At 71.2% G+C, this 22,783-nt stretch carries 16 protein-coding genes and 1 riboswitch; of the genes, 13 read left to right on the forward strand and 3 right to left on the reverse strand.

What is annotated here, in order from left to right; genetic code table 11:
* Window positions 1-138 precede the first annotated feature (138 nt).
* The 5 genes from K3769_RS14030 to K3769_RS14050 all read left to right on the forward strand — a co-directional run bounded on the left by K3769_RS14030 (window position 139) and on the right by K3769_RS14050 (window position 9,285).
* Entirely contained in the window at window positions 139-927 is a 789-nt protein-coding gene (locus K3769_RS14030) for an ABC transporter ATP-binding protein (RefSeq protein WP_267026767.1), read from the forward strand.
* The gene (locus K3769_RS14035) at window positions 924-3,497 is read left to right on the forward strand and encodes an ABC transporter permease (RefSeq protein WP_267026768.1); all 2,574 of its coding nucleotides are present in this window, start codon (window positions 924-926) and stop codon (window positions 3,495-3,497) included. The genes K3769_RS14030 and K3769_RS14035 overlap by 4 nt, the downstream gene beginning before the upstream one ends.
* Before the next feature lie 328 nt (window positions 3,498-3,825).
* A complete protein-coding gene (mfd, locus tag K3769_RS14040) occupies window positions 3,826-7,386 on the forward strand; it encodes a transcription-repair coupling factor (RefSeq protein WP_267026769.1) in 3,561 nt (1,186 codons plus the stop codon).
* A 295-nt stretch (window positions 7,387-7,681) separates the two neighbouring features.
* A complete protein-coding gene (locus K3769_RS14045) occupies window positions 7,682-8,398 on the forward strand; it encodes an HNH endonuclease family protein (RefSeq protein WP_267026770.1) in 717 nt (238 codons plus the stop codon).
* A 125-nt stretch (window positions 8,399-8,523) separates the two neighbouring features.
* Window positions 8,524-9,285, forward strand: coding sequence for a GNAT family N-acetyltransferase (locus K3769_RS14050; RefSeq protein ID WP_267026771.1), 762 nt, complete (start codon window positions 8,524-8,526; stop codon window positions 9,283-9,285).
* Between the two features lie 94 nt (window positions 9,286-9,379).
* Here the strand turns inward: K3769_RS14050 and K3769_RS14055 are convergent, their stop codons facing one another.
* Window positions 9,380-10,126: a hypothetical protein gene (locus K3769_RS14055; RefSeq protein ID WP_267026772.1), complete on the reverse strand. Its 747-nt coding sequence runs from the start codon at window positions 10,124-10,126 to the stop codon at window positions 9,380-9,382.
* Between the two features lie 77 nt (window positions 10,127-10,203).
* Window positions 10,204-10,926: an Rv1352/Rv1906c domain-containing protein gene (locus tag K3769_RS14060; RefSeq protein ID WP_267026773.1), complete on the reverse strand. Its 723-nt coding sequence runs from the start codon at window positions 10,924-10,926 to the stop codon at window positions 10,204-10,206.
* A gap of 228 nt (window positions 10,927-11,154) precedes the next feature.
* Between K3769_RS14060 and K3769_RS14065 the strand changes: the two genes are divergently transcribed.
* The 5 genes from K3769_RS14065 to K3769_RS14085 all read left to right on the forward strand — a co-directional run bounded on the left by K3769_RS14065 (window position 11,155) and on the right by K3769_RS14085 (window position 17,333).
* Window positions 11,155-13,209 carry an N-6 DNA methylase gene (locus tag K3769_RS14065; protein ID WP_267026774.1) on the forward strand — a complete coding sequence of 685 codons (2,055 nt, stop codon included), beginning with the start codon at window positions 11,155-11,157 and terminating at the stop codon, window positions 13,207-13,209.
* A gap of 143 nt (window positions 13,210-13,352) precedes the next feature.
* Window positions 13,353-13,991: a hypothetical protein gene (locus K3769_RS14070; protein ID WP_267026775.1), complete on the forward strand. Its 639-nt coding sequence runs from the start codon at window positions 13,353-13,355 to the stop codon at window positions 13,989-13,991.
* Entirely contained in the window at window positions 13,988-15,511 is a 1,524-nt protein-coding gene (locus tag K3769_RS14075) for a serine/threonine-protein kinase (RefSeq protein WP_267026776.1), read from the forward strand. The genes K3769_RS14070 and K3769_RS14075 overlap by 4 nt, the downstream gene beginning before the upstream one ends.
* Before the next feature lie 153 nt (window positions 15,512-15,664).
* Window positions 15,665-16,309: a SurA N-terminal domain-containing protein gene (locus tag K3769_RS14080; protein WP_267026777.1), complete on the forward strand. Its 645-nt coding sequence runs from the start codon at window positions 15,665-15,667 to the stop codon at window positions 16,307-16,309.
* A gap of 37 nt (window positions 16,310-16,346) precedes the next feature.
* Window positions 16,347-17,333, forward strand: a complete 987-nt coding sequence (locus tag K3769_RS14085; protein ID WP_372514936.1) for a nucleoside triphosphate pyrophosphohydrolase — start codon at window positions 16,347-16,349, stop codon at window positions 17,331-17,333.
* An 80-nt stretch (window positions 17,334-17,413) separates the two neighbouring features.
* On the opposite strand, the gene K3769_RS14090 is transcribed toward K3769_RS14085, so the two are convergent.
* Window positions 17,414-18,622 carry a globin domain-containing protein gene (locus tag K3769_RS14090; RefSeq protein ID WP_267026779.1) on the reverse strand — a complete coding sequence of 403 codons (1,209 nt, stop codon included), beginning with the start codon at window positions 18,620-18,622 and terminating at the stop codon, window positions 17,414-17,416.
* A 237-nt stretch (window positions 18,623-18,859) separates the two neighbouring features.
* On the opposite strand from K3769_RS14090, the gene K3769_RS14095 reads away from it, so the two are divergent.
* The 3 genes from K3769_RS14095 to K3769_RS14105 all read left to right on the forward strand — a co-directional run bounded on the left by K3769_RS14095 (window position 18,860) and on the right by K3769_RS14105 (window position 22,408).
* Window positions 18,860-20,179: a cytochrome P450 family protein gene (locus K3769_RS14095; protein WP_267026780.1), complete on the forward strand. Its 1,320-nt coding sequence runs from the start codon at window positions 18,860-18,862 to the stop codon at window positions 20,177-20,179.
* 231 nt (window positions 20,180-20,410) lie between these two features.
* Window positions 20,411-21,313 (forward strand): LysM peptidoglycan-binding domain-containing protein, encoded by a 903-nt coding sequence (locus K3769_RS14100; protein WP_267026781.1) that lies wholly within the window; start codon window positions 20,411-20,413, stop codon window positions 21,311-21,313.
* 218 nt (window positions 21,314-21,531) lie between these two features.
* Window positions 21,532-21,701, forward strand: a riboswitch (cyclic di-AMP (ydaO/yuaA leader).
* A gap of 5 nt (window positions 21,702-21,706) precedes the next feature.
* Entirely contained in the window at window positions 21,707-22,408 is a 702-nt protein-coding gene (locus K3769_RS14105) for a LysM peptidoglycan-binding domain-containing protein (protein ID WP_267026782.1), read from the forward strand.
* Window positions 22,409-22,783 lie beyond the last annotated feature (375 nt).

Genomic DNA, 22,783 nt, shown 5'->3' on the forward strand with positions numbered 1-22,783 from the left:
TGGGCACCAGCGCGGGGGACCGCCCTCCGACACGAGACTTATGGCTGTGACCGGGGCGGCTCGACCGCTCGATACGAACACCAGCAGATCTACGTGGATCGTCACTGACCAGTCAGTGACCGACTTAGGAGACATACCGTGACATCGGCTGTAACCATTCCCAGGCACGGGGGCACTGGAGAGCGTACGGCCGTTGCCGCGCGGGCCCGGCAGGTCGTCAAGGCGTACGGGTCCGGTGAGACCCGGGTCGTCGCCCTGGACCACGTCGACGTGGACATCGCGCGGGGCCGCTTCACCGCGATCATGGGCCCCTCGGGGTCCGGCAAGTCCACCCTGATGCACTGCCTCGCCGGCCTCGACACCGTCTCCGCCGGAAAGATCTACCTGGACGAGACCGAGATCACCGGGCTCAAGGACAAGAAGCTCACGCAGCTGCGCCGGGACCGGATCGGCTTCATCTTCCAGGCGTTCAACCTGCTGCCGACGCTGAGCGCCCTGGAGAACATCACCCTCCCGATGGACATCGCGGGCCGCAAGCCGGACAAGGCGTGGCTGGCCCAGGTCGTCGAGACGGTCGGGCTCGCCTCCCGGCTGAAGCACCGGCCGAACCAGCTCTCCGGCGGCCAGCAGCAGCGCGTCGCCGTGGCCCGCGCCCTGGCCGCGCGGCCCGAGATCATCTTCGGTGACGAGCCGACCGGAAACCTCGACTCCCGCGCCGGCGCCGAGGTACTGGGCTTCCTGCGCCGCTCGGTGGACGAGCTCGGCCAGACCATCGTGATGGTCACGCACGACCCGGTCGCCGCCTCGTACGCGGACCGCGTGCTGTACCTGGCCGACGGCCGGATCGTCGACGAGATGCTCCGGCCGACCGCCGACGCCGTGCTCGACCGCATGAAGGACTTCGACGCCCGGGGGCGCACGTCATGACCGTCTTCAAGACCTCGATGCGCAACTTCTTCGCGCACAAGGGACGCATGGCCCTCTCGGCCGTCGCCGTCCTCCTCTCGGTGGCGTTCGTGTGCGGCACGCTCGTCTTCACCGACACCATGAACACGACCTTCGACAAGCTCTTCGCGACGACCTCGTCCGACGTCACGGTCTCGCCCAAGGCGGCCAAGGCCGACGACAGCCCGCAGAACGGCAAGCCGGAATCGCTGCCCGCCTCGGCCGTCGAGCGGACGAGCAAGGCGCAAGGCGTCAAGTCCGCCGAGGGCGCGGTCAGTTCGATGAACGTGACCGTCGTCGACAGCGACAACAAGAACATGGGGTCCAGCACCGGCGCCCCGACCATCGCGGGCAACTGGACGAAGAACGACCTGCGGTCGATGGAGATCACCTCCGGGCACGCCCCGCGCGGCCCCACCGAGGTGATGGTCGACGCCGACACCGCGGACAAGCACCACCTCAAGATGGGCGACGAGCTGCGCACCATAGCCGTCACCGGTGACTTCAAGGCGAAGATCGTCGGTATCGCCACCTTCAAGATCACCAATCCCGGTGCCGCCGTGGTCTACTACGACACCGCCACCGCACAGCGCGAACTGCTCGGCTCCACCGGCCGCTTCACCCAGATCAACGTCACGGCCGCCACCGGGGTGACCGACACCCAGCTCAAGCAGAACGTGACCGCGCAGCTCACCGCCGCCGGCGGGACGTACAAGATCCAGACGCAGAAGGAGTTCTCGGACGAGAGCCGCGAAGGCATCGGCGAGTTCATGAACGTCATCAAGTACGCCATGCTCGGCTTCGCCGGAATCGCCTTCCTCGTCGGCATCTTCCTCATCATCAACACCTTCTCGATGCTGGTCGCCCAGCGCACCCGGGAGATCGGCCTGATGCGGGCCATCGGCTCCTCCCGCAAGCAGGTCAACCGGTCCGTGCTCATCGAGGCGCTGTTCCTCGGCGTCGTGGGCTCGATCCTGGGCGTCGCGGCCGGTGTCGGCATCGCCGTCGGCCTCATGAAGCTCATGTCGATGGCCGGAATGAACCTCTCCACCGCCGACCTGACGGTCAAGGCCGCCACCCCGGTCATCGGCCTGGTCCTCGGTGTCGTCGTCACCGTCCTCGCCGCCTACCTGCCCGCCCGCCGGGCCGGCAAGGTCTCCCCGATGGCCGCGCTGCGCGACGCCGGTACACCGGCCGACGGCAAGGCCGGCTGGATCCGCGGGCTGATCGGCCTGCTCCTCACGGGCAGCGGCGTCGCCGCCCTCTTCACGGCGGCCGGCGCGGACAAGGCGAGCGACGGCGCGTCGATGCTGGGCATCGGTGTGGTGCTCTCACTGATCGGGTTCGTCATCATCGGCCCGCTGCTCGCGGGCGGTGTGGTCCGGACCCTCAGCGCCGTCCTGCTGCGCGGCTTCGGCCCGGTCGGCCGCCTGGCGGAACGGAACGCGCTGCGCAACCCGCGCCGCACCGGCGCCACCGGAGCAGCCCTGATGATCGGCCTCGCGCTGGTCGCCTGCCTCTCCGTGGTCGGCTCCTCGATGGTCGCCTCCGCGACGGAGGAACTCGACAAGTCGGTCGGCACGGACTTCATCATCCAGGGCAACCAGCGGATCGTCCCGCAGGCCCAGAAGGCCATCGAGGACACCCCCGGCCTGGAGCACGTCACCAGCTACAAGATCGTCGAGGCGAAGCTGACCGCGCCCGACGGGAAGACCGAGGACACCGACGTCACGGCCGCGGACCCGACGTACGCCAGTGACCTGCGCCGCGAGACGGTCTCCGGCGACCTGGCGGCGGCGTACGGGAAGAACGCGATGTCGGTCGGCTCCCTCTACGCCAAGAAGCACGGCGTGCGGGTCGGCGACACGATGACCGTCGCCTTCAAGGGCGGACAGAGCGCGAAGCTGAAGGTCGCCGCGATCACGGACGACGACACGGCCCTCGACAAGGGCTCGCGCTACCTGAACATCACCACGCTGAAGCAGTACGTCCCGGCCGACAGGATGCCGCCGAACGACATGATGTTCGCCACCGCCGAGGACGGCCAGGAGAAGACGGCGTACGCGTCGCTGAAGAAGTCCCTGGACGCGTACCCGCAATACCAGGTCCGCGACCAGACCGACTACAAGCAGCAGCTCAAGGACCAGATCGGCCAGCTCCTGAACATGGTCTACGGCCTGCTGGCCCTCGCGATCGTCGTGGCCGTCCTGGGCGTCGTGAACACGCTGGCCCTCTCGGTGGTCGAGCGGACCCGCGAGATCGGCCTGATGCGCGCCATCGGTCTCTCCCGCCGCCAGCTGCGCCGCATGATCCGCCTGGAGTCGGTCGTCATCGCCCTCTTCGGAGCGCTGCTCGGCCTCGGTCTGGGCATGGGCTGGGGCGCCACCGCCCAGCAGCTCCTCGCCCTGGAGGGCCTGAAGGTCCTCGACATCCCCTGGCCGACGATCATCGGAGTCTTCATCGGCTCGGCGTTCGTGGGACTGTTCGCGGCACTGGTGCCGGCGTTCCGGGCGGGGCGGATGAACGTCCTCAACGCGATCGCGACGGATTAGCCGCTGCGGGCCCAAAGGACTGCGCAGTTCCCCGCGCCCCTAGGTACCTAGGGGCGCGGGGAACTGCGCAAAGGGGGCGAGGGGGCGTAGCCCCCATGCGTGGACGATGGGGGTCCCCCCGGTCGAGCGAAGCCGAGAGTGGGGGAGGGCAGGGGCGGCGGGGGCGTGGAAGGGTCCGCTGTCCACAGGCGCGGGCGGCAAGGACCAAGGCGTCGTACCCTGGACACCCCCGGCCTGCAAGACGTCGGCGACCCTGCGCTGCTCCGCCTCCATCCCCCTCCTCCACCCTTCCTCCCCCCCTGGGCAGCTCCTCGGACGGAAACCCTTCATGAGCCTGCACGGTCTGCTCGACGCCGTCGTCAAGGACGCCGCCCTCACCGAAGCGGTGAAGGCCGCCGGCGACGGCAACCGCATGCACGTGGACCTGGTCGGCCCCCCCGCCGCCAGGCCCTTCGCGGTGGCGGCCCTGGCCAGGGAGGCCGGCCGCACGGTCCTCGCGGTCACCGCCACCGGCCGCGAGGCCGAGGACCTGGCGGCGGCGCTGCGCTCCCTGCTGCCCGCCGACACCGTCGTCGAGTACCCGTCCTGGGAGACGCTGCCGCACGAGCGGCTCTCCCCCCGCAGCGACACGGTCGGCCGCAGGATCGCCGTCCTGCGCAGGCTCGCCCACCCCCGCCCCGACGACCCGGAGACCGGCCCCGTCTCCGTGGTGGTCGCCCCCGTGCGCTCGGTCCTCCAGCCCCAGGTCAAGGGCCTGGGCGACCTGGAGCCCGTCGCCCTGCGGACCGGCCAGAGCGCCGACCTCGGCGACATCGTGAAGGGCCTGGCGGCAGCGGCGTACGCCCGGGTGGAGCTGGTGGAGAAGCGCGGCGAGTTCGCCGTACGCGGCGGGATCCTGGACGTCTTCCCGCCCACCGAGGAGCATCCGCTGCGCGTGGAGTTCTGGGGCGACGACGTCGAGGAGATCCGCTACTTCAAGGTCGCCGACCAGCGGTCCCTCGAAGTCGCCGAGCACGGCCTGTGGGCGCCGCCCTGCCGCGAGCTGCTGCTCACCGACGACGTACGCGCCAAGGCGGCGGCGCTGGCGGAGGCCCACCCCGAGCTGGGCGAGCTGCTCGGCAAGATCGCCGAGGGCATCGCGGTCGAGGGCATGGAATCCCTCGCTCCGGTCCTCGTCGACGACATGGAGCTGCTGATCGACGTCCTGCCCAAGGGCTCCATGGCCCTCGTCTGCGACCCCGAGCGGGTGCGCACGCGTGCGGCGGACCTGGTGGCGACCTCGCAGGAGTTCCTGCAGGCGTCCTGGGCGGCGACCGCGGGCGGCGGCGAGGCCCCCATCGACGTGGACGCGGCGTCCCTGTGGTCCATCGCGGACGTCCGGGAGCGGGCGCGCGAGCTGGACATGATGTGGTGGTCGGTCTCGCAGTTCGCGGCGGACGAAGCACTGACGGAGACCTTCGCGGACCCCGCCGCCGGTGACGCGGACACGCTGAAGCTCGGAATGCACGCGCCCGAGACCTACCGCGGCGACACCGCGAAGGCCCTCGCGGACACCAAGGGCTGGCTCGCGGACGGCTGGCGCACGGTGTTCGTCACCGAGGCGCACGGCCCGGCGGCCCGTACGGTCGAGGTGCTCGGCGGCGAGGGCATCGCGGCCCGCCTGGAGTCGGACCTCGGCGCGCTGGCCCCCTCGGTCGTGCAGGTGTCGTGCGGCTCGATCGACTACGGGTTCGTCGACCCGGCGCTCAGACTCGCCGTGCTCACCGAGACCGACCTCACCGGGCAGAAGGCGGCCGGCAAGGACGGCGCCCGGATGCCGGCCCGCCGCAGGAAGAGCATCGACCCGCTGACGCTGGAGACGGGCGACTACATCGTCCACGAGCAGCACGGCGTCGGCCGCTACATCGAGATGGTCCAGCGGACCGTGCAGGGCGCGACCCGCGAGTACCTGGTCGTCGAGTACGCGCCGGCCAAGCGCGGCCAGCCGGGCGACCGGCTGTACATCCCCACGGACCAGCTGGAACAGATCACCAAGTACGTCGGCGGCGAGGCCCCGACCATGCACCGCCTCGGCGGCGCCGACTGGACGAAGACCAAGGCGCGCGCCAAGAAGGCCGTCAAGGAGATCGCGGCGGACCTGATCAGGCTGTACTCGGCCCGGATGGCCGCCCCCGGGCACGCCTTCGGCGCCGACACGCCGTGGCAGCGCGAGCTGGAGGACGCGTTCCCCTACACCGAGACGCCCGACCAGCTGACCACCATCGCCGAGGTCAAGGACGACATGGAGAAGACGGTCCCGATGGACCGGCTGATCTGCGGCGACGTCGGTTACGGCAAGACGGAGATCGCGGTCCGCGCGGCCTTCAAGGCGGTCCAGGACGGCAAGCAGGTCGCCGTCCTGGTGCCCACGACCCTGCTGGTGCAGCAGCACTTCGGGACGTTCGGCGAGCGCTACTCGCAGTTCCCCGTCAACGTACGGGCCCTGTCGCGCTTCCAGTCCGACACGGAGTCGAAGGCGACCCTGGAGGGGCTGCGGGAGGGCTCGGTGGACGTCGTCATCGGCACCCACCGCCTGTTCTCCGCGGAGACGAAGTTCAAGGACCTGGGCCTCGTCATCGTCGACGAGGAACAGCGCTTCGGCGTCGAGCACAAGGAGCAGCTGAAGAAGCTGCGCGCGAACGTGGACGTCCTGACCATGTCCGCGACCCCGATCCCGCGCACCCTGGAGATGGCGGTGACGGGCATCCGCGAGATGTCCACGATCACCACCCCGCCGGAGGAGCGGCACCCGGTCCTGACCTTCGTCGGCCCCTACGAGGAGAAGCAGATCGGCGCGGCGGTCCGCAGGGAGCTGCTGCGGGAGGGCCAGGTCTTCTACATCCACAACCGCGTCGAGTCGATCGACCGGGCCGCGGCCCGGCTGCGCGAGATCGTGCCGGAGGCGCGGATCGCGACGGCCCACGGCCAGATGACCGAACAGGCCCTGGAGCAGGTCGTCGTCGACTTCTGGGAGAAGAAGTTCGACGTCCTCGTCTCCACGACCATCGTCGAGTCGGGCATCGACATCTCGAACGCGAACACGCTCATCGTCGAGCGCGGCGACAACTTCGGCCTCTCGCAACTGCACCAGCTGCGCGGCCGGGTGGGCCGTGGCCGCGAGCGCGGTTACGCCTACTTCCTCTACCCGCCGGAGAAGCCGCTCACGGAGACGGCCCACGAACGCCTCGCGACCATCGCCCAGCACACGGAGATGGGCGCGGGCATGTACGTGGCCATGAAGGACCTGGAGATCCGCGGCGCCGGAAACCTGCTGGGCGGCGAGCAGTCGGGCCACATCGCCGGAGTCGGCTTCGACCTGTACGTACGCATGGTGGGCGAGGCGGTCGCGGACTACCGCGCCTCCATGGACGGCGGCGTGGTGGAGGAGGCGCCCCTGGAGGTCAAGATCGAGCTCCCGGTCGACGCACACGTCCCGCACGACTACGCGCCGGGCGAGCGGCTGCGCCTGCAGGCCTACCGCGCGATCGCCTCGGTCAACTCCGAGGACGACATCAAGGCCGTACGCGAGGAACTCGTCGACCGTTACGGGAAGCTGCCCGAGCCGGTGGAGAACCTGCTTCTGGTGGCCGGACTGCGGATGCTCGCGCGCGCGTGCGGGGTCGGCGAGGTCGTCCTGCAGGGCAACAACATCCGCTTCGCACCGGCGGAGTTGCGGGAGTCGCAGGAACTACGGCTCCAGCGCCTGTACCCGGGCACCGTCATCAAGCCGTCCGCCCACCAGCTCCTGGTCCCGCGCCCGAAGACGGCGAAGGTCGGCGGCAAGCCACTGGTCGGCCGGGAACTGCTGGGCTGGACGGGGGAGTTCCTCGCTTCGATCCTGGGCTCGTAAGGCTCGTAGGGGGGGCGTGCGGTTCCGGTCGGGGAGGTGTGAGGGGCGCGATCCTGGACAGCCGGTCCCCGGGAGCCCGGGAGCCCGGGAGCCCGGGAGCCCGGGAGTCGGGGGTGCCTCGTCGGGGGCCGAGGGTGTCTCACCACCCTTGGTGCGCCGGTGCGCGCCACTTGCCCATCAAGGACACCATAAGTACCTTTCGCGCCGTTCTCTCCCAATCCCCGGACCAGTACGGTGAGATGACGGAAGACCGCTCCCTCGGGGCGGGCAGGGCACGTAGGAAGAAGGAGCGCCCGTGACGTTCTGGACCAGGACCGCAGGCGCCGCGGCCCTGCTGGTCGCCGCGACCGGCTGCACCGCGGAGACGACCGGTGCCGCCGGCCCCCAGCAGCCGGCCGGCGCGGGCGGAGCCGCCCTCACCGCGGTCGACTCACTGACCGTCAAGGGCAGGGCACCCAAGACGGGGTACGACCGGGACAAGTTCGGCACCGCCTGGGCCGACACCGACTCGAACGGCTGCGACACCCGCGACGACATCCTCAAACGGGACCTGAAGGAGGTGAAGTTCAGCGACGGCGACTGCAGCGTGAAGTCGGGGACGCTCGATCCCGACCCGTACACCGACAAGGACGTCACCTTCGTGCGCGGCGGGCGCAGCGAGGTCGACATAGACCATCTCGTCGCCCTGTCGGACGCCTGGCAGAAGGGCGCCGGGAAATGGGACCCCAGTAAGCGGATAGCTCTGGCCAACGATCCGTTGAACCTCCTCGCCGTCGACGCCGGGCGCAACCGCAGCAAGGGGGACGGCGACACCGCGACCTGGCTCCCGCCGCACAAGGCGTACCGCTGCACGTACGTGGCCGGGCAGGTGGCCGTGAAGAAGAAGTACGAGCTGTGGGTCACCGAGGCGGAGAAGGCCGCGATGAAGAAGGTGCTGTCCGCCTGCCCGGGGCAGAAGCTCCCCACGGGCGGTACGTCGACGCAGGCGCCGAGCCGGTTCCACGCCGACTGACGGAGCCGGTTCCACACCGACTGACGGAGGCGTTCCGGCAGGTCTCCGGGCGGGGCTCGTGCCAGGCGGCTCCGTGCCGGAAAACCCGTTTCGGCAACGCCGGTTCGGTGCCTACCGTGTCCGGCATGGTGCTGACAATCGCGAGCCTCGCCGAGCGTCCGGAGATGTACGACGCGGTGACGGGGATGGCCGACACCTGGCCCGAGTTCATCCGCAACGACCTCGTCGGCAACGCGCACTACGGCCGGATCGCCGTGGAACTGCCGGAGTACGTGCTGTTCGCCGAGGACGGGAGCGGCGAGGTGGTCGCGCACGCCTACAGCGTGCCGTTCGCCCTCGGCGACGAAGGGCCGGACGGGGCCGAAGGGCCGGGCGCGTTGCCGTCCCGGGGCTGGGACGAGGTGCTGGCGGGGGCGTTCGGGGATCTGCGCCGGGGCGTCGCACCCGACACCGTGAGCGCCATCTCGATCGTCGTCGCCCCGCATGCCCAGGGCACCGGCCTGTCGGCGCGGATGCTCTCCGCGATGCGCGACAACGCCCGGGCCAAGGGATTCGGCGAGGTCGTCGCGCCGGTGCGGCCGAGCGCGAAGCATGTGGAGCCGTGGGCGGTGATGGAGGAGTACGCGTTCCGGACGCGTGAGGACGGGCTGCCGCACGACCCGTGGCTGCGGGTGCACGTCCGGGCGGGCGGGCGCATCGAGACGGTGGCACCGGCGTCGATGACCGTCGCCGCGTCGCTGGACGAGTGGCGGGAGTGGACGGGGCTGCCGTTCGACAAGGAGGGCCAGGTCGAGGTGCCCGGCGCGCTGGTGCCGGTGCACTGCGAGCCGTCGCGCGGGTACGCGGTGTACGTCGAGCCCAACGTGTGGGTGCGGCACGCGCTTTGAGGCGCACCCCGGCGAGGAGCCCCCGCCGGCGAGGCGCCCCCCTTGTGAGCGCGCCTCGCCGGGATCTCGCGTCGCCGGGATCTCGCGTCGCCCGTCAGCCGCCCAGCTCGTCCAGGTCGAGGATCTTGCCCTTGGGGGTCTCGGCCGGGACCGGTGCGTCGAAGTCGCTGAAGGTGACCGTGCCCGGGTCCTTGGCGGACCTGCTGACGACCTTCAGCAGATAGGGCTTGCCCTCGGTGGCGACGGACAGCGTGTACGTGTCCTTGCCGTCCTTCTCGCGCAGGATGATCGCCGGGGTGCCGTCGACCGTGGTTGTCCTGCCGCGGGTGGCATCGGAGCTGACGTCCTCGAAGTCCGCGAGGACGGTGTCGAGGTCGCAGAACCCGGCGATGTCCTTGGCGTCCGAGCCCTTCGCGGACATCTTGGTCCACTTGCCCGCCAGCATGGCCACCACCTGGTCGGTCTCCTCCTTCGGCGCGTCCTCGTCCTGGGCGCGGAGGAACTTCTCGTCGTACTTCATGTAGAGGGTGTCGCCGGTCATCACGAGCTGGGCCTCGCCCTGGCCGTCGGCGCTCATCGTGCCGGCGCACCGGCCCTTCTTGTCGAGGGCCATGTCCAGGTCCGTGCGGCTGCCGTCGTCGTCCCGGATGTCGCCCTTCATGCGCAGCGACGAGGCGTTCGAGGTGGCCTTCACGGCCCGGTCGGCGATCTGGCCGCCGGTCAGCCCGGCGAACGGGCCCTTCGGCTTGCTGTCGGCCTTGTCCTCGCCGGGCAGGCAGCCGGTGAGCGAGGCGGTGGCCGCGGCGGCGAGGCAGAGAGCGGCGAGTGCGGTGCGACGCATGACGGTTTCCTTCGAAGTCGGGATGGAGCGGTGGTGGGGGAGGGGCCGGTGATGGGGGACGGGGCGGGCGAGGGGTGTCAGCCCGTCTTCTTCCAGTCCTTGCAGCCCGAGGTCTTGAAGTACGCGTCCCCGGCGGCGACGGTCACGACGGCCGAGCCGGACACGTTGTCGTTCGCGATGATCGACTCCATCGAGTGGGAGGCGTCCTTGGTCCGCTCCCAGTAGCAGAGGTCGTCCGTGTTGCCCGTGGACCGGTAGGTGCCGGGGGCGATGTCGGCGCCCACTCTGTGCATCCCGCCGTCGCCCTTGATCAGCGTGGCCGGGGTGCCGGACGCCTTCGCGTCCACGCCCTCCCAGTCATTGCAGCCGCTCGACTTGAAGAGCTTGTCGCTCTTCAGGACGGTCACGTAGCTGGTGCCGCTGACGTTGTCGTTGGCGATGATCGAGTCCATCTCGCCCGAGGCGTCCTTGGCGCGCTCCCAGTAGCAGAGGGCGTCGGCGTTGCCGGTGGTCCGGTAGGTGCCGGACCGCACGTCGGTGCCGACCTGGAAGTCGCCGTCCCCCTCGAACGCCGTCTTCTTCTCGGCCCCCGCCGCCTTGCCGGCCTTGGTGTCGCTCTTCGTGTCCGCGTCCGCGTCGGCGGCGCCCCCGGCCTTCCTGCCCGTGTCGCGCCCGACGGAGGCCGAGGAGCCCTTGTCGCTCCCGGAACCGCCGTCCCCGTCACCCGAGTTCGCCGACACCGCGCCGATGACGACGACGCTCACGACCACACCCAGCGCGATCTTTCCCTTGGCGCCCATGACAGTCCCCTCCCCAGAGGTTGACGACCGCTTTCACCCGGCGGTCGTTCATCCGATTGGTCAATCACAGCAGAGCTTGTGAACCGAGTCAACACGGTTCACAACGACGGCCATGTACACGGGCGTGAATGGGTAGGGCTTGCCCACGTGGCTATGATCGGCGTCACACGCCGGACGGGCTTCACGCGCCGGACGGACACCACACAGCGCACGAGGGGAGCCGAGCGGGTGCAGGAGAACGGGACAGAGGTCACCGCCGCCGGGATCGCCCGGCTCGCCGGAGTCGGCCGCGCCGCCGTCAGCAACTGGCGCCGCCGCCACGCCGACTTCCCCAAGCCCGTCGGCGGCACCGAGACCAGCCCCTCCTTCGCGCTCACCGAGATCGAGGACTGGCTGCGCGCCCAGGGCAAGCTGGCCGAGGTCCCCCTGCGCGAGCGCGTCTGGCAGCAGGTCGCCGGACACCCGCAGGGCCCCGTCACGGCCCTGATCCACGTCGGCTGCGTCCTGCTGCTCGTCCACGACCGGCCCACGGTCTGGCTGGAGGTGAGCGCCGGCTCCGACGCCCGGCTCGCCGAGCTGCTGCCGACGCCCCTCGACCAGGTCCTCACCCCGCGCTTCGGCGCGATCCGCAAACGGGCCGTCGCCACACCGGCCGCCGACCGACTGCGGCCGTCCGCCCCCCTGTTGCGCGCCGCGGCCGAACTCGCCGCCGAACTGGACGCGCGCAAGGCGTACGAGTTCCTGCTCGGCAGGCACCTCGACGCGAACCCCCGCCAGTACACGCTCACACCGCCCGGCCTCGCCGCCCTGATGGCCGACCTCGCAGGACCGGCCACCACCGTCCTCGACCCGGCCTGCGGCACCGGCGCCCTGCTGCGTGCGGTGGCCACCGCACCGGGTACACCCGCCACCGAGGAGCAGCACCTCAACGGCCAGGACAGCGCACCCGAGCTGGCGGCCCTGACGGCACTGCGCCTCGCCCTGCACACCCGCGCCGTCGTCCGCACGGCCGCGGCCGACACCCTGCGCGAGGACGCGTACGCGAGCCTGCGGGCCGACGCAGTCGTGTGCCACCCGCCGTTCAACGAGCGCAACTGGGGGCACGACGAGCTGGCCTACGACCCCCGCTGGGAGTACGGCTTCCCGGCCCGTACCGAGTCCGAACTGGCCTGGGTGCAGCACGCGTTGGCCCGCCTCAGGGAAGGCGGCGTCGCCGTCCTCCTGATGCCCCCCGCCGCCGCGTCCCGCCGTTCCGGCCGCCGCATCCGCGCGGACCTGCTGCGCCGCGGCGCCCTGCGCGCGGTGATCGCCCTGCCGCCGGGCGCGGCACCCCCGTACAACCTCCCGCTGCATCTGTGGGTGCTGCGCAAGCCCGCCGTCGCCGCGCGGAGCGCGCAGCCCGAGGTGCTGCTCGCCGACACGGGCGTGTTCACCGCGGACAGCCGCGGCGGCCTCGACTGGCAGGCCGTGCGCACCGCCGTCCTCGGCGCCTGGCGGCCCTTCGACCGCACCGGCACCGTGCCGGAACAGCCGGGCCTCAGCCGCTGCGTGCCGGTCATCGAACTCCTCGACGACGACGTCGACCTGGCCCCGGCCCGCCATCTGCCGCCCTCCGCGGCCGGCGGCGGCGCCGGACGACTGGCCGACGTGCGCGACAGCCTGGGCGAGAGCCTCCGGCTGACCGACCGCCTCACCCCGCCCCCCGCCGCTCCGCGCGCGCCCGTCCGCTGGCCGCTCACCACGATCGGTGAACTGGCGCGCGGGGGCGCACTCCGGTTGCGTACGGGAGGAAACGGCGGGCACGCGCGTGTGCCCGTCCTCACCGACCACGACGTCCTCGCCGGAGCGGCACCTTCCGGGTCGTTGCCCGAGAGCGACGAGGAGGCCGTGCTCACCGAGGCGGGGGACGTCGTCGTGCCCGTGCTCGGCGGCGGCTCCATCGCGCGCGTGGTCGACGAGGCGACCGCGGGCGCCGCCCTCGGCCGCAACCTCGCGCTGCTGCGGCCCGATCCGGCCGCGCTCGACCCGTGGTTCCTCGCCGGTTTCCTGCGGGGCACCGCCAACAACCGGCAGGCCAGCAGCTACGCGTCCACCGCGACCCGGCTCGACGTACGCCGCCTCCAACTGCCCCGGCTGCCCCTGGAACAGCAGCGCGTCTACGGCGAACGGTTCCGCGCGCTCGCCGAGTTCGAGGAGACCCTGCGGCTCGCGGGACGCCTCGGGGAACAGTTGGTGCGCGGCATGTACGACGGTCTGACGGACGGCACGGTCGAGCCCGGCTGAGGCCCCTGGGACGGACGCGGTGACCAGCACGACAACGGTTCGGTACAACCCTGGACCAGTTGTCCTTGTCGGCCTATACGCTCGGACTCCGCAGTCGTACGTCCGCACCTCCGTCCGTCCCCACCAGGCCTCCAGGAGCAACCATGCAAGGCCACGGCCAGGCGCAGCCGCCACCCTCGACCGGGCTGCTGGTCTTCCTGCGCGTGCTCTTCGTGGTGATCTCGGTGTGCAGCTTCGGCCTGCTCGGCTGGGTGATGCTGCTGCGCCTGGCGCTCGTGACCCGCAAATCGCTCGACTGGGGCCTCCTGGTGGCCCTTTTCGCGGCCGAGGCCCTCGGTCTCGTCCTGCTCGGCACCGAGCCCGGCGAGGAGATCCACACGCCGGGTGGCTGGACAGGCCTGGCCCTGCTCCTGGGCTCCCTCGTCCCCGCGATCTCGTACTACCTGGCGGCGGAGATCCGCCACTTCCACGCCCTCGCGTACGCCCACCGGACGTACGCCGGCGGACAGTCCCCGGCGCACGCGTACGGCTATCCGCAGCCGCAGCCGCAGCCGCAGCCGCAGCCGCAGCCCCAGCCGCCGTACGCCGCCGCGACCGGCCCGCACACGCCGGTGCCGCAGATGGCCCCGATGCCCCGGCCCCCGTCCTCCGCGCCGATCCCGTCCTCCGCCCCGACCCCGACCCCGCCGCCGCAGCGTCCCGCGCCCGCCCGTATCGACCAGGTGCGCGCCGAGCTCGACGAGCTGAGTGACTACCTCCGCAAGCACGAGGACGGCAGATGACCGTGGCGCCGGGACGGGTGATCACCGGCCGCTACGAACTGTCCACGCTCATCGGGCAGGGCGGCATGGGCCAGGTGTGGACGGCGTACGACCAGCGCCTCGACCGGCGCGTCGCCGTCAAGCTGCTGCGGCCCGACAAGGTCGCGGGCCAGGAGGCCGAAGAACTGCGCCGCCGCTTCGTGCGCGAGTGCCGCGTCACCGCGCAGGTCGACCACCCCGGCCTGGTCACGGTCCACGACGCGGGCAGCGAGGGCGAGGAGCTGTTCCTCGTCATGCAGTACGTCGACGGGGCCGACCTCGGCGACCACCTCGCCGAGCACGACCCCTACCCCTGGCAGTGGGCCGTCTCGGTCGCCGCGCAACTGTGCGCCGTGCTCTCCGCCGTGCACGCCGTTCCGATCGTCCACCGCGACCTCAAACCGCGGAACGTCATGATCAAGCAGGACGGCACGGTCACCGTCCTCGACCTCGGCGTCGCGTCCGTGATGGACACCGACACCACCCGCCTCACGCACACCGGCTCACCCATCGGATCGCCCGCCTACATGGCTCCCGAGCAGGCGATGGGCGGCGCGGTCGGCCCGTACACCGACCTGTACGCGCTCGGGGTGCTGCTGCACGAACTCCTCAGCGGGGACGTGCCGTTCTCGGGATCGACCGCCCTCGGCGTGCTGCACCGCCACCTCTACGAGCCGCCCCTGCCGGTCCGCCGGCTGCGCCCCGAGGTGCCCGAGGCGCTCGAAGCCCTCGTGCTGCGGCTGCTCTCCAAGGACCCGCAGCACCGCCCGGACTCGGCGCAGGAGACGTACGAGCAGCTGCTGCCGCTGCTCCCCGCGCGCGGGATCCCGTCCGGCGGGCCGCTCGACCCCACCCGCCCCTTTCTGCGCCCGCACGCCCCCTGGCCGGACCGCGCCCGCACCCCCGCGGCGCAGCCGCAGGCCGCGCCCGCCGTCGAGAAACCCGATGTCGCGGGAGCCGTCGACGAGGTCAAACGGCTCCTCGGCGAGGGCCGCATCACCCAGGCCGTCGACATCCTCGGCCAGATCCTGCCGGCCGCCGCCGCCCAGCACGGCGAGCACTCACCGGTCGTGCGCACCCTGCGCAAGCAGTACGCGGCCACGCTGATGGACGACGGCCAGTACCGCCGCGCCCTGCCCGAACTGCGCCGCCTCGCCGACGAACGGGCCACCGAGGCGGGCCGGGCCGACCCGCAGTCCCTGCGTTTTCGCTACGAGGCCGCCCAGTGCCTCGAACAGCTCGGCGAACCGGCGGCGGCGCTCGCCGAATACCGCGCGCTGCTGCCGTACTACGAGAACCAGTACGTCGCCCAGGACGCCGAACTCTCCTTCGAGGTGCGCCGGCGCATCGGGCATCTGCTCCTCGCGCTCGGCGACCGGGCCGCCGCCCACGACACGCTGGCCCGGCTCCAGTACGACGTCGAACGGCTCCGGGGCCCCGGCCACCCGCTGGTGAGCGACATCGGCCGGACCCTGCAGTGGCTCGGGCAGGTCCGCGGCTGATTCGCGCGTCCCCGAACCGCGTGCCGCCGGGCGGTGCCCCAAGTCCAGGCGAATCGTTGGGTCGAATGGGTGGCCGAGAGCCGGTCCCCTGCCTAACATCGATCACTGCAAGACTTTGTGCACCGTCGCACAATCTCCCACAGGAGGTTTTCCTTGCACCGCCGCCGTCGCACCGCGTTCCTGCTCACCGCCGCACTCGTCACCGCGGCCCCCCTCCTGACCGCCTGTGGCAGCGAGGCGCATCCCGGTGCCGCGGCCGTCGTCGGCGACGACCGCATCACGGTCTCCCAGCTGGAGAACCGGGTGAACGAGGTACGGACCGCACAGCGGGCCGCCACCACGGGCGAGGCGCAGTACGAGCAGGCCATCGCCAAGTCCGGTGGCCTCACCCGCGACACCCTGCACGGCATGGTCCTCGACAAGGTGCTGCACCGGGCCGCCGACGACGCGGGCGTGAGCGTCACCCGCAAGGAGATCCAGGAGGCCCGCACCGGCCTGGAACAGCAGGCAGGGGGCGCGAAGGCCCTCGAAGTGAGCTGGCTCCAGCAGTACGGAGTGCCGCCCGAGCGGCTCGACGACAACCTCCGCGTCCAGATCGAGGCCCAGAAGCTCGCCGCCGCCCTCGGTACGGACACCAGCCGGCCGGACTTCTGGAAGGCGCTGTCCGAGGCGTCCAAGAAGCTGGACGTCGACCTGAACCCCCGGTACGGCAGCTGGGACGTCGAGAAGAGCAGCCGCGTCGACGCCAAGCTCCCGTGGGTGCGCGACATCACGGCGGCGAGCCAGAAGCCGGCGTGACCGCCGCCCGAAGCCCTCGCCCTTCACTGTCAGTGGCGTGGGTTACGTTCGGGGGGTGAACGAATCCAGCCCCGGGCGCATCGTCCTGCTCACCACCAGCCACCGCGTCGCGCCCGGACTGCTGTCCTGGCCCGCCTGGCAGGCGCTGCACGGCGCCGACCGCGTCCTGTGCGCGGACGGCGCCCACCCGCAGCTGCCGTACCTGCGTGAGGCGGGCATCGAGGTAGAGGAGACCGCGCCCGGCGCCCAGGAGCTGGTCGACGCCTGTGCCGGGGGGCGCACGGTCACCGTCGTCGCCACCGGCGAGGGCGAACCGCGCCTGACCGACGGCCTGGCCCGGCTGGCCGGCACGGGACGGGTGCGGATGCCCGACCTCGAACTGCTCCCCGCCTCGTACGACCTGCCGGGCGCCCGCCTCCTCGACCTCGTCCAGGTGATGGACCGCATCCGCCTCGAATGCCCCTGGTCCTCGCAGCAGACCCACAAGGGCCTCGCCAAATACGGCATCGAGGAGGCGTACGAACTCGTCGAGGCCATCGAGGAGGGCGACCGGGACGAACTGCGCGAGGAGCTCGGCGACGTACTGCTCCAGGTCGTCTTCCACTCCCGGATCGCCGAGGAGGGCAGCGCGGACGACGGTTCGGAGCCCTTCTCCATCGACGACGTCGCGGCCGGCATTGTCACCAAGCTGATCCACCGCCACCCGCATGTGTTCGGCGACGAGACCGCCTCCACACCGGAGGAGGTCAAGGAGCACTGGCTGCGCACCAAGGCCGAGGAGAAGCGGCGGACGTCCGTCACGGAGGGCGTTCCGCTCGGCCAGCCCGCCCTGGCGCTGGCCGCCAAGCTGGCCTCCCGCGCGCGTACGGCCGGCCTCGACGCCCCGCTGCCCCAGGGCGAGGGCATCGGCTACGAACTCCTGGCCCTGGCCGTCCGGGCCGAGGAATCGGGCGTGGACCCGGAAGCGGCCCTCAGAGCAGCAGCCCGCACGTACCGGGACGCCATACGGGCATCGGAGTCCTGAGAGCGCCCCAAAGGGGCGCGGGGAACTGCGCGGCCAGCCCCGACCGGCCCGCACTCTCATCACCGGCCTCCCCCAGGGGGCTACCGCGGCCGAGGCCGCCGCAGCAACCACGCCCCCGGCCCCACCCCCCGCTCGCGGCCCACTCCCGTGCAGGGGAGTTCGTCGAAGAACACCCGCCCCGGCTCCGCCCCGAGCCCGGGAAGCACGGAGGAGATCCCCGCCACCAACCCCGGCGGCCCCGCCAGATACACATCGTGGCGCGCCCAGTTCGCCCGGTTCCCCAGAGCCGTCAGCAGCCGCTCCGTGGCCTGGGCCTTCGGGCGCCCCGGCGCGGGTGTCAGCACGGTGACGTCCAGCCAGGGCAGCCGCGTGCGCAACCCGTCGAGCACGGCCCGGTCATAGAGGTACGCGACCTCGCGGGCCACCACGAACAGCCGCGCCTCGTCGTACGCGCAGGGCGCCCGCCCCAACTGCTCGAGCAGCGCCTTCACCGGCGCCCACCCGGTACCCGCCGCGATGAAGGTGAGGGGCCGCTCCACGGGCGCACGGAGGGTGAGCCGGCCACCCGGCGCGCCCAGCCGCAGCACATCGCCCCGCCGCGTGCGCCGGACCAGTTCGGGCGACAGCGCGCCGCCCGCGACGAGGCTGATGTGCAGATCGAGGGTGCCGTCGCCGCGGGGCGCGTTGCCGACGGAGTACGGCCGCCAGACACCCGGCACCCTGGGGCTGCCGACGCTCACGTACTGGCCCGGCAGATGGGGGAGAGGCCGGTCCGGACGGAGCGTCAGCACGGCGAGATCGCCCTCGCGCCCGGTGCACCCGGGCAGTCCGGTGCGGCCGACGACCTCGGCGTCCCACCAGGACGGCTGCCCCTGGCTCTCCGACTCGCCCGCGCCTTCCAGCATGACGTCCGTGATCAGCGCGTACGCCTCGGTCCAGGCCTTCGCCACCTCATCGCTCCAGGCGGACCCGGACACGGCGGCGAACGCGGCGATCAGACTGTCGCCCACGGCCGTGTAGTGCTCGGGGCGCGCCAGGTACTTCCGGTGGTCCCGCCCCAGAACCCGCAGGTACTCGTGGAGTCCCGGCTCTTCCAGGCGGGCGACGACGAGCGCCAGAGCGGTGAACAGACGGTCCCGCTGGCGTTCCTTGTCCGCCGGGGAGTCCAGCGGGAACAGGGCGCGGACATCGGGGTGGTGCCAGAACAGATGCGAGTAGAAGTACTTGAGCGCGAACTCGGCCCGCCTTTCGACGACCGCGAAACTGGTCCGGAGTATTTCGGGGTCCACGCCCGTGAATGTAGGTAGCCGGAGAGCCGGACAGTCAAGGGGGAGGACATTTCAGGACAGCCTGGGGTGAAGCACGTAAGGAAGCCGTATTCGCGGGCGACAGGCGAAGGCGACCGGGGCGGGCCGGAGTGCCCGGCGGTCCGCGGAATGAGGCTGATAGGACGCCGGAAGCGCGCCGAAAGGGCGCCGGGCGGGCGCCGGGAAAGCTCGCGCCGCCCCTCCCGATACCGTCGCGGAGTGACCGAAACGCCTGCACAGCCGCCCGTACAGCCGCCTGCCCAGCCGCCCGCGCCGACCCCGGGGCAGCCCGTCCCCGAACTCTTCAGCTGGGAGTTCGCCACCGATCCCTACCCGGCGTACGCCTGGCTCCGCGAGCACGCTCCCGTGCACCGGACGAAACTGCCCAGCGGGGTGGAGGCCTGGCTCGTCACCCGTTACGCGGACGCCAAGCAGGCCCTCGCCGACGGCCGGCTCAGCAAGAACCCCGCCCATCACGACGAGCCCGCGCACGCGAAGGGCAAGACCGGCATCCCGGGCGAGCGCAAGGCCGAGCTGATGACGCATCTGCTCAACATCGACCCGCCGGACCACACCCGGCTGCGGCGGCTCGTCAGCAAGGCGTTCACGCCCCGGCGGGTGGCCGAATTCGGCTCCCGGGTGCAGGAGTTGACCGACCAGCTGATCGACGAGTTCGCCGGGAAGGGGGAGGCGGACCTCATCCACGACTTCGCCTTCCCGCTCCCCATCTACGCCATCTGCGATCTCCTCGGTGTCCCGCGCGAGGACCAGGACGACTTCCGTGACTGGGCCGGGATGATGATCCGGCACGGGGGCGGCCCCAGGGGCGGCGTCGCCCGGTCGGTCAAGAAGATGCGCGGCTACCTCGCCGAGCTGATCCACCGCAAGCGCCAGGAACTGACGGACGTGCCCGCCCCGGGCGAGGACCTGATCTCCGGTCTCATCCGGGCCTCCGACCACGGCGAGCACCTCAGCGAGAACGAGGCCGCGGCGATGGCCTTCATCCTCCTGTTCGCCGGTTTCGAGACGACCGTGAACCTCATCGGGAACGGCACCTACGCCCTGCTCACCCACCCCGGAGAGCGGCGGCGGCTGCAGGACTCCCTGGCGGCCGGCCGCACGGACCTGCTCGCGACCGGCGTCGAGGAACTGCTCCGCTACGACGGGCCCGTGGAGCTGGCCACCTGGCGGTTCGCGACCGAACCGCTCAGCGTCGGCGGGCAGGACATCGCCGCCGGTGACCCCGTCCTCGTCGTGCTCGCGGCGGCCGACCGCGATCCCGAGCGGTTCCAGCATCCGGACACGCTCGACCTCTCCCGCCGTGACAACCAACACCTCGGTTACGGGCACGGCATCCACTACTGCCTCGGCGCGCCCCTCGCCCGGCTGGAGGGGCAGACGGCACTGGCGACGCTGCTGACCCGGCTGCCCGACCTGCAACTCGCGGGAGATTCGGCTGATTTGAGGTGGCGCGGCGGGCTCATCATGCGGGGGTTGCGCACGCTTCCGGTGGAGTTCACCCCGGTCGCGACGTCTTGACCGAAGTAGTGGCGGACGCGTCGCGGTCGTAGCACCGAAGCCGACGGAAGGTGAGACTCCGTCAACTCTGTGATCTTCACGTTATCTACGCTGCATCGACTTGTGACAAGAGTTCGAGTGCCGCTACCTTCACCCATCAATGCGGCAGGCCCGCCCGTCGCAGCAGCCACGAGCACGGCTTTCGCGCTGTGCGCCGTGCGCATTCCTTGCTGTCACGCGAAAGGCAATCGCATGCTCTCCGGGAACGGCCGTCATCGTCGCCCCCGCCAGGCTCCGGCGCTCCTCGTCGCCGCCGGCGTGGCCGGATCGGCCATCGCGATCCCCCTGCTCGGCGCGAGCGGCGCGAGTGCCGCCAGCGGTACGACCTGGGACGCGGTCGCCGAGTGCGAGAGCGGTGGCTCCTGGAGCGCCGACACCGGCAACGGGCTCTACGGCGGCCTCCAGATGAGCCAGGAGACCTGGGAGCAGAACGGCGGCCTCGACTACGCGCCGAGCGCCGACCAGGCCAGCCGTTCGCAGCAGATAGCCGTCGCCGAGAAGATCCTCGCGGCCCAGGGGACGAGCGCCTGGGTGACCTGTGGTCTCGTCGCCGGCCTGACGCAGGACTCCGACTCCGCCGACGTCGACACCGGCCTCGCCGAGGACTCCGCGAGCCCGTCGGCCGACGCGGACGCGGCCAAGGGGAGCGAGAGCGCGAAGTCCGACTTGTCCCAGGACGGCGATTCGAAGGCCGACGACAAGTCCGCCTCGGAGTCGCAGGGCTCGGACAGTTCGTCCGCGGGCGGCAAGGCGAAGGGTGACGACTCGGACAAGTCGTACCAGAACGACGAGGCTTCGGACGACACGGCCGCGGACAGTTCCGGCCGTCACCGGGGCGGCAGTGCCGAAGAGGTCGACATGGCGCCCCGCGCCGACGACTACGCCGGCCGGCACGCCTCGCGCAGCGACAGCACCTCGCGCGTCCTCGCCGACGAGGGCTCGTACGCGGTCCGTTCCGGGGACAGTCTGTCCAGCATCGCCGACTCCCTTGGCGTCGACGGCGGATGGAGCGAGCTCTACGCCGAGAACAAGGACAGCATCGGCGCCGACCCGGACTTCATCATCCCCGGTCAGCGCCTCGCGGTCGACGGCTGAGCGGCGCCGAGCAAGTAGTGATCAAGGCGCCGAATCGGGCGAAAAGCAGCGGTAGTTCGCGCTGAATGTCCGATTTGGCGAATTGAGACATGGATCTCAACACCCCTGATCGTCTTTGAAATTCGGCGCGGCCCGTGTCTACGGTCGTGACCGCTCGCCATTGGTGAGCCCCGACGGTCGCACGCCGAATCCTGCCAACGGCCGTACGGGAACAGTCGTCGCGTAAAGCGCCGTAGGCAGGAGCGGGGGACCCAGGTAAGTGCCGGACCCGGTCGACATGGCCGGGCACGGCTTGGGGTTAAGCCGCGTGACAGCAGTGTCACGCGGCCGGGCAACTCACTCGGCCCGAACCCGACAGCTCACCTCGCAGGCGTCGGTGAGGGGATCTACTTCATGCTGCTTTCGAACAAGGGCAAGCACCGTCGCCCGTCCAAGGCCACCCGCATCGCCACGCTCGCCGGTGTCACCACCGCCGCCGTCGCCGTCCCGCTGATGGGCGCCACGGGAGCCTCCGCCGCCACCACCTCCGAGTGGGACACCGTCGCCCAGTGCGAGTCCGGCGGCAACTGGTCGATCAACACCGGCAACGGCTACTACGGCGGCCTGCAGTTCTCGGCCTCCACCTGGGCCGCGTACGGCGGCAGCTCGTACGCCTCCACCGCCGACCAGGCGTCCAAGTCCCAGCAGATAGCCGTTGCCGAGAAGGTTCTCGCGAGCCAGGGCAAGGGTGCCTGGCCGAGCTGTGGCGTGGGCCTCTCCGGCGCCTCGACCGGTGGCTCCAGCGCCCCGTCGGGCTCCGACAGCTCCAACCAGAGCACCTCGCAGCCGCAGCAGCAGCAGAACTCGCAGTCCTCCGAGGAGCGCGCCTCGCGTTCGCAGGAGCGTCCGGCGGCGAAGAAGACCGTCGAGACCCCGACCGGCAAGAAGGTCAAGAAGGGCGACGGCGAGTACAAGGTCGTCAAGGGCGACACCCTGAGCGAGATCGCCGACAAGAAGAACGTCAAGGGCGGCTGGGCGAAGCTCTACAAGCTGAACGACGACATCGTCGACGACGCCGACTTCATCTTCCCCGGTCAGCAGCTGCACCTCAGCTGACAGCGGTCGCGCGACGGCTGTACGGCGGCTGCGCGGCGGCGCATCCGGTCGGGGCACTGGCCGCTCGGCCCCGACCGGACGTCCGGCCCGCATCCGGATCGCGACTGAACCACAGCGCTCTCACGTCCGTGTCCTTCATAGTGGAGGCCTCGTGAGGGTCACCCCCGTCCCCCACGGGCTCCCCGCTCCGGTGCGTGTTCCCCCGTACGCACCGGAGCGGGTTTTTTTGTGTCTGCTCTCTCTGCCTGTTCTGGTTGCCTGTTCTCGCTGGCTGTTCTTTCCGGCTGTTCTTTCTGCCCGTGTCTTTGTTCCGTTCGGAAACAATTTCCTCTCGGTTTCTGTCCAGGGGGCGGTCGAGGGCTGGCCGATCCCCGG

This window comes from Streptomyces ortus (assembly GCF_026341275.1).
GTDB lineage: Bacteria > Actinomycetota > Actinomycetes > Streptomycetales > Streptomycetaceae > Streptomyces > Streptomyces ortus.